Consider the following 1464-nt stretch of genomic DNA (forward strand, 5'->3'; position numbering starts at 1 on the left):
TAGGTACTGTGTCAAAAAACAAGTTTTTTCTTTAATAATTTAGGAAACAGATTGATTTATCAAACTGTTATCCCGCGCAGCAAGGGCTTCATGCTTTTGCTGCTTTTTTATTTCAAATTCAGCATCATAGTTTTCTTCGTTCTTCCATAAGGTATACATCAATATCAATAGTTTTCTCTGAACCGCTACGAGCGCCACCAAAGGTTTTGCCTTGTTCGGTTTCAGTCTATTATAGAACTGTTTCAATGTCGGGTTACAGCGTACGCAGGTCATCGAGGGCATATGCAGTACCGCCCTGATATGGCTGTTTCCTTTTTTGCTGATCCTGGTCTTTCCTTTGAAGTTTCCCGATTCCCTCAGTACCACATCATAACCGGCGTAACTTGCCAACTGCTTGCCATTGACTATGGATTCAAAACCCAAGGTTTCCCCGACCACCGTAGCTGCCGATATAAAAGATACACCAGGGATGCTCGTCAAATATTCAAGTTTCCTTTTCAATTCTTCGTTGTCCCCTATCAATGACCGCATCTCTTGTTCAACTGCCGCTATCTGTGTATTGAGAAGCTTCAATCTGGCCTTATGCCTTTTTAGCGCTCTTGCATTGCTATGCACGCTCGATGCGATCGCTCCTTGCCGATTGGTCTCCACGGTCCTATCGTTGAGCAATGAACTGCGTTCCCGGCTCAGTCCTTTTAGCTCCTGCAGCTCTTCACTGGGCGGGTGCCAAAGACGGATGTTTCTTTCCAATCCCAGCATACTGAGCATTCTACTGTCAAGTGCATCCGTTTTCGAACGTTGGTCCAAACTCTGTGCGTAACGCTTTACACGGCCCGATTGCATTACACAAACGCGATAGCCCAGTTCGTATAGATAATGAGCGATACCTTGATGGTAAACACCTGTGGCCTCCATGACAACTAACAGTTCCACTTCAGGGTCGACCGATGTTCTCAACCATCTCAAAAGAACCTTGTAGCCCTCTAAGTCATTGGCGACATCCGGATGGTACTCGAATTTCTTGACCAGCTTCTCATTTAGGGAACCTAGTGATAACGACAAGTTCAATTTGGAAACATCGATGCCAAGACTCTGTTTTAAACGCTTTTCCATTTCTTCGGTTTTTAAGCTATAACTCTCTTTATCATCCTTGCTCGCATTTGATTCGATCTCTATCCAAAGGACCTAGGTACTGTCCGGATTCCAAGAAAATTATAGAAGGGCGGGATTTCTAAGAAACGATATCACCCTAAAGTGTATCTAGCCGAGACCTCTCTGTCCCTCCTATTTTAGCTGTTGTTCAAAATTCAAGCTACTACTTTTATAAAAGTAGTAGCTTGAGAAGATTTGTTAATCTATGAAACGACATCATCGAAAAAATGTATCTAGCTCAACCGCTTAATCAATCTCCTTATTTATATAATTATAGTATCTTCAAACTAAGAACCAAACATACGAGCCGAG

1 protein-coding gene is annotated in these 1464 nt (G+C 42.8%); it reads right to left on the reverse strand.

Translation table 11 applies throughout. The features are described 5' to 3' along the window. Positions 1-39 precede the first annotated feature (39 nt). Positions 40-1113: an IS110 family RNA-guided transposase gene (locus DCS95_RS20055; protein ID WP_116772575.1), complete on the reverse strand. Its 1074-nt coding sequence runs from the start codon at positions 1111-1113 to the stop codon at positions 40-42. Positions 1114-1464: the final 351 nt, after the last annotated feature.

The sequence above is a fragment of the Maribacter litoralis genome (genome assembly GCF_003075045.1).
GTDB lineage: Bacteria > Bacteroidota > Bacteroidia > Flavobacteriales > Flavobacteriaceae > Maribacter > Maribacter litoralis.

Bases quoted from the DNA above. Each gene is read 5' to 3' on its own strand.
- DCS95_RS20055 (WP_116772575.1), bottom strand. From the start codon at position 1,113: ATGGAAAAGCGTTTAAAACAGAGTCTTGGCATCGATGTTTCCAAATTG.